The organism is Prevotella sp. TCVGH (assembly GCF_023522295.1).
Lineage (GTDB): Bacteria > Bacteroidota > Bacteroidia > Bacteroidales > Bacteroidaceae > Prevotella > Prevotella timonensis.
Window position 1 is genome coordinate 1 of sequence record NZ_QFFX01000102.1, and the last position, 5,875, is coordinate 5,875.

The window sequence follows — 5,875 nt, forward strand, 5'->3', positions numbered from 1 at the left end:
ATATACAATCCAATTATTATCGTACCAACTTTTTCCTTGCAGACTATGAAAAACACCGCGGTGGTTTGCCATGCGGCTGGAGGCGCGAAGCCTCCGAAGAGCGGCATCCGACTTGTCTCAGTGTGTTAGCCTTTGCAAACATAGTAACTTATTAGACTATTAAATGCTAATAGTTTGAATCTAAACAATAGATTTTTCGTGAAAAAATGCGTTATTTCTCTTCAAACATTTTATTAAAGTCGTCCAGTGAAATTTCTTTCTCATTCAATTTCACCGACTTTTTCAAGGCTTGTGTCAGCTTCGAGTCGATGGCACGGTCTACAAAAGCATCTACACTCTCTTGCTTTTTCAACAAATCGTTGACATAATTCTCGATATACTCATCGGGAACATTGCTCACACCGTATTGTGCAAACTGGGCACGAGCAGCACCGCGCGCTACTTCCTTGATGTCTTGGTCTTCTACCTTGATATCATGTGCTTTCACCAACTGCTCTTTAATCAGATGCCAAGTGAGCTGCTTGATGCTCTCTTCGTAATTCTTTTCTACAAATGCCTCATCCTTATCGGGGTTGTTTTTACGCATGATGCGCTTCAACAGTTCATCAGGATATTCCAGTTTTCCAACCTTCTTCTCGGCATAAGCACGGGTATCCAACAAGAATTTGTAATCGCTTTCGCCCTCGAGTTGTGCTTTCAGTCCCTCGGCTATCTTCTCACGGAATTGCTTTTCGTCTTTCACAGCGTCCTTACCATACACGTTATCAAACAATTCTTGGTTGACAGCATGGTTCTGATAACGGCTAATTTCGGTAATCTGATAGCTAAAGTTACCCTCATGCTCTTTCACCTGTTCTTTATCAACCTTCAAGAACGAAGCCAATTCTACATCGCTGGCATAAGCCTTACGAGGATTGAAGGTGATGATGTCACCCAACTTCGCACCATCAAATTTCTTTTTCTCGCCTTCTTCCTTGATATAGCTGGGCATTAAAACGGCAGCCTCAACAGTGATGCCACCCTCTTTGGTGTTTCCATTTTCGTCCAATTCACGCAAATCACCCTTCAGCATATCATTGCCCTCAAAGGTTTCTACCTTCTCATAGGTTCCCATCCGAGAGGCAAATATTTCTACTTGCTGGTCAATCAACTTGTCGTCTACTTGGATGTTATAGTAGTCTATCTTATTTTTGCCATTCAACTCTATCTTAAAGTCGGGTGCCACAGCAATATCAAAAGCGAAGGTATAAGGTGCTTCTTTCTCAAGATCTACCGTTTCTTGCTTGTCAGATGCCAAAGGCTCGCCCAGCATTGGAATATTATTTTCCCGAATGTACTCATAGAGTTTCTGACCCACCAATTTGTTGATTGTATCCATTTTTACAGATGGTTCAAACTGACGTTTAATCATGCCCATAGGAACTTGTCCGGGACGGAAACCGGGTACATTGGCTTTTTTACGATAGTCTTTCAATGTCTTCTCGACATCCTCTTTGTAATCAGCTTCTTCGACCGTAACAGTTAATAAACCGTTAATCTTGTCGGGATTTTCAAATGAAATATTCATCTTTAACGTTTTGATTTATGATTATTTTTGTTGTTTTCAAATGAATGGCAAAATTACGCATTTTTACCCTAATCTCCTAACTTCACTATAAATTATTTGTTTTTTTAACGCAAATACAGCAAAATAATCATCTATAAATCAAACAGTTATTAACCCATGGAGATAAGCACGCAAACTCATTACTTTAACCGCCTTAACCCATTATGTTAAGGGGCTTAAAGACATGCTTCAAGAAACCCGCTTCTTAGCCTTTATATGATTGCGCCAAATGAGACTGTCAACAAGCCTATCGCAACAGCCGCAAATATGTTACATCTGCTTTTTTTCGCACACAAGTAACTTTTGCGCACGGCTCTTTCATTTAACGATAACCTTTGCTGGCATAAATCTTTCATCCTTTGGTTACTTCGCTCTCAAATTTACCGATTAAATAAATATAACATCTTGCGTGCCAATGAAAAAACTGCATGATATCTCATCTTTTAACAACGAAAAACACAAAAGAATCTAAAAAACATTGCCGCAAAAGCCATTTCACGAAAGAACGTCCCGTTCTGTCTAAAATAACGAAAAACATAGTTGCAGCATTTCACTTTTGACAAACTCTGAGAAAAATCACAACGCATTGCTTTTCGTTGTTTTCATCAGAACGTCTACGTTCTTTGGTTTCTTCATATCACTCGCACATTTTCGTGTTTTCTGTTTATTTCGTTGTTGATTTCTTCTACGTCGTTTACAACAACAAAATATACCTTTGTTAAATGAAGGAGCCGTGACCTATAGACACAAAATCAAGTAACCTAACGGCATTGAGCTGCAGAAGTCTGCCAAATGCTGTTTACCCTTACTCGTTTTCGGCTTGCTTCACTTTCTTGAACAAATCGGAGGCAAACACCAAATCATTCAATCTTTTATTGTCTGAATTCACAACATCAGCTTTATTTCCCTTCCATTCCACTTTTCCTTTGTAGATGAAAGTGATGTGATCGCCAATCTCCATGACAGAATTCATGTCGTGCGTATTGATAATTGTGGTGATATTAAACTCTGTTGTAATACTCGACAGCAACTCATCAATAACCAACGAGGTTTTAGGGTCGAGCCCAGAATTTGGTTCGTCACAAAAAAGATACTTAGGATTCAACACGATGGCACGGGCAATTGCCACTCGTTTCTGCATGCCACCCGACAATTCGCCAGGCGACTTCTCTTGCGCATCCAAAAGGTTGACACGCTCTAAACACTCTTGGGCACGCTTCACACGCTCTCGATAATTCTTCGTTGAAAACATATCCAAGGGGAACATCACGTTTTCAAGGACGGACAAAGAATCGAAAAGGGCAGAGTTTTGAAACACCATTCCCATTTCTCGCCTCATCACCACTTGTTCACGCCTGCTCATGGAGACAAAATCTCGACCGTCGTAAAGCACTTGTCCTCGGTCTGGGGCAAGTAAACCTACAATATTTTTTACCAAAACAGTTTTGCCCGAACCGCTTTGTCCTATGATAAGATTTATCTTGCCGTTCTCAAATGTGGTATTAATATTCTGCAAGACTTCTTTCTCACCAAATGATTTATATAAGTTTTTTACTTCTATCATAAACTCACCAACTCAGAAACTTTAAACTCAACTCAGCAACGGGGTAAGGAATACATCCGCAAACAACACCAATACGGAGCTACTCACAACAGCATTGGTCGACGCCTCACCGACAGCAACTGCGCCTCCCTCCACAGAAAAACCGTAATAGGAGGAGACACTGGCAATGATAAAGGCAAACACAATGCTCTTAATGATACTCATCCAAACAAACCAAACATTAAAGGAATATTGAAGTCCTAAGGTCAGGTCTGCTGGCGAAAGCACCCCACTATAGGCGGTGGCATAAGCTCCTATCATTCCTGCCACAGAACTAAAAACCACCAAAAAAGGCATAATGGTAATCAACCCCACAATCTTAGGGAGGATGAGATAGCATGCTGGATTAACGCCCATAATATCTAATGCGTCGATTTGTTGAGTAACACGCATTGTTCCTAATTCAGAGGCAATATTCGATCCTATCTTCCCGGCAAGTATCAAACACATAAAGGCACTTGCAAACTCCAACAAGAAAATCTCACGAGTGACATATCCTGTTGTCCAACGAGGCATCCACGGGCTCTGCACATTGATTTTCATCTGAATGCAAATAACGGCTCCGATGAAAAAAGAAATGAGCAATACAAGCGGAATGGAGTCAACGCCTAACTTCGACATCTCTTTTATATATTGCTTAAAAAACATGCGCATACGCTCGGGACGACTGAACGTGCGCCCCATCAACAACAGGTACTTCCCGAACGTTATTAGATATGTGATGATTAATTTTATTACCAAAATTCTACTCGTTTTTAATCTGTTCTTTGATCGCTAACCCATAGCTTGGTACAAAAGTAACGAAATTCCCCATATTATCCACGAGAATTGTCATTGTTTTTCTTCGTAAATAGCAAACTGTAACATTTTACAACGCCTGATATCAGCATTTCTTCACGTTCTTAAACGGGCAGCCCTGATGTTACGAACAGAATAAAGCGAACTTCATCCTTTCTTTTTTGATTATTTTTCATACCTTTGCAAAGAAAGTAAGATACAGGCATTGATGACCTATCTAAACGCAAACGATTAAGCAATTACTTCTATGAATAATCAGCAGGAAGAAAGTCCGCAACAGCAGGACAATCAGTCCATGGTGCTGCGTACTGAAGGACTGGTAAAACGATATGGCAAGCGCACCGTTGCTGACAAGGTGAGCTACGATGTACACCAAGGGGAAATTGTAGGACTGTTGGGTCCCAATGGAGCAGGAAAGACGACTTCGTTTTACATGACGACAGGACTGGTCATTCCAAATGAGGGGCATGTCTATCTAAACGAGCAAGAGATTACCGACTATCCCGTCTATAAACGTGCACAAGCAGGCATTGGCTACTTGCCACAAGAAGCCAGTGTGTTTAGAAAAATGAGTGTGGAAGATAACATCCTTTCTGTTTTGGAAATGACGAAACTCTCTAAGAAAGAACAAATGGAGAGATTGGAAAGCTTAATTACAGAATTTAGACTGAACAAGGTACGCAAGAACAAAGGCGACCAACTCTCTGGAGGTGAGCGTCGACGTACAGAGATAGCTCGCTGTTTGGCGATCAATCCTAAGTTCATCATGTTGGATGAGCCTTTCGCAGGTGTAGACCCCATTGCCGTAGAAGATATTCAACACATAGTCTGGCGACTCAAATACCATAATATCGGTATTCTTATTACCGACCATAACGTGCAAGAGACTTTAACCATTACGGATCGCGCCTATCTGCTGTTCGAGGGAAAAATCCTTTTCCACGGCACGCCAGAAGAGTTAGCGAACAACAAAATCGTACGAGAAAAATACTTAGGTAGCAACTTCATTCTTCGCAAAAAAGACTTCCAGCTTATTGACGAAGAACGAAGGGCAAGAGAGGAATAAGCAACTATCCTCTTTCTTCAGAAAGAAGAAGATTGATTTGTTATCACGAGCCAACGACTCCTCTTCCTTTCACAGAGAGGCAAGGGGTGAGATAGTTTTCTTACTCATCTGCATCATATCCTTTCCCCTCACCGCTATAATCCTCGCCCGTTTCATATCCTTTCAACATATCTTTCAGAATGGCAATCATCTCGTTTTTCAGAGATTGAGGTTCTAAAACAATCAGCCCCCTGCTGTTCTTCAGTAATTCTTGCTTAAAATCGAAGGTTGGTTGAACATACAGCTCGTATTCTCTATATTCGCCATCGCCCGAATCTTTTACCATGCGCTGAGAATGATGCAGTGGCGTTTCTTCCAAAAAGATATATTGTGGCCAAAATGCTCGTAAGCGAATATGCTCTGCCTTTTTACGAGGATCTTTTATGATGCCGAAACAGTCGGCAAAGAATTCATCGGGTGTCAGAGGCTTCTCTTTACGCACCTTCACGTCCAACTTCTCAAATTCCAACAAACGATTGACCGCCAAGATTCTGACGTCCCCATTCTTTTTATCACGCCCGATAAGATACCAACGCTGCCTGAAAAGTCGAACAAAAAGAGGAGCCAAGATAAATGTACTCTCAACGCCGTAAGCATTTTTGTACGACACCCTTACATATCTATTTTCATCAATACAATCTAAGAGTTGGTTCATGTATAACGTATCTTGCGGAGGATTTTCCAACATAATCTTCTATGTTGCTTTCCAAATAATTGGAAAATATTTGTAATTTATTAACTGTTCATTATCATTCACTTAGCG

Annotated in this window: 5 protein-coding genes; 1 reads left to right on the forward strand and 4 read right to left on the reverse strand. The window is 40.9% G+C overall.

Annotation, left to right across the window (positions count from 1 at the left end):
- Positions 1-211: 211 nt before the first annotated feature.
- From tig to DEM91_RS11935, 3 genes are all read right to left on the reverse strand, one after another.
- The gene (tig, locus tag DEM91_RS11925) at positions 212-1,567 is read right to left on the reverse strand and encodes a trigger factor (protein ID WP_249859060.1); all 1,356 of its coding nucleotides are present in this window, start codon (positions 1,565-1,567) and stop codon (positions 212-214) included.
- Between the two features lie 844 nt (positions 1,568-2,411).
- Positions 2,412-3,170: an ABC transporter ATP-binding protein gene (locus tag DEM91_RS11930; RefSeq protein WP_249859061.1), complete on the reverse strand. Its 759-nt coding sequence runs from the start codon at positions 3,168-3,170 to the stop codon at positions 2,412-2,414.
- 27 nt (positions 3,171-3,197) lie between these two features.
- Complete coding sequence (locus DEM91_RS11935; protein ID WP_249859064.1) at positions 3,198-3,953, reverse strand: MlaE family ABC transporter permease; 756 nt, start codon at positions 3,951-3,953, stop codon at positions 3,198-3,200.
- A gap of 301 nt (positions 3,954-4,254) precedes the next feature.
- On the opposite strand from DEM91_RS11935, the gene lptB reads away from it, so the two are divergent.
- On the forward strand, positions 4,255-5,073 hold the full coding sequence (gene lptB / locus DEM91_RS11940) for an LPS export ABC transporter ATP-binding protein (protein ID WP_249859062.1): 819 nt from the start codon (positions 4,255-4,257) through the stop codon (positions 5,071-5,073).
- Positions 5,074-5,173: 100 nt separating this feature from the next.
- Here lptB and DEM91_RS11945 read toward each other — a convergent pair whose 3' ends face one another.
- The gene (locus tag DEM91_RS11945) at positions 5,174-5,767 is read right to left on the reverse strand and encodes a WYL domain-containing protein (protein WP_249859063.1); all 594 of its coding nucleotides are present in this window, start codon (positions 5,765-5,767) and stop codon (positions 5,174-5,176) included.
- Between the last annotated feature and the right edge of the window lie 108 nt (positions 5,768-5,875).

What these genes read in the sequence shown, in the direction of transcription:
- DEM91_RS11945 (WP_249859063.1), bottom strand. Translation starts at nt 5,767, where the DNA reads ATGAACCAACTCTTAGATTGTATTGATGAAAATAGATATGTAAGGGTG.
- DEM91_RS11930 (WP_249859061.1), bottom strand. Translation starts at nt 3,170, where the DNA reads ATGATAGAAGTAAAAAACTTATATAAATCATTTGGTGAGAAAGAAGTC.
- tig (WP_249859060.1), bottom strand. Translation starts at nt 1,567, where the DNA reads ATGAATATTTCATTTGAAAATCCCGACAAGATTAACGGTTTATTAACT.
- lptB (WP_249859062.1), top strand. Translation starts at nt 4,255, where the DNA reads ATGAATAATCAGCAGGAAGAAAGTCCGCAACAGCAGGACAATCAGTCC.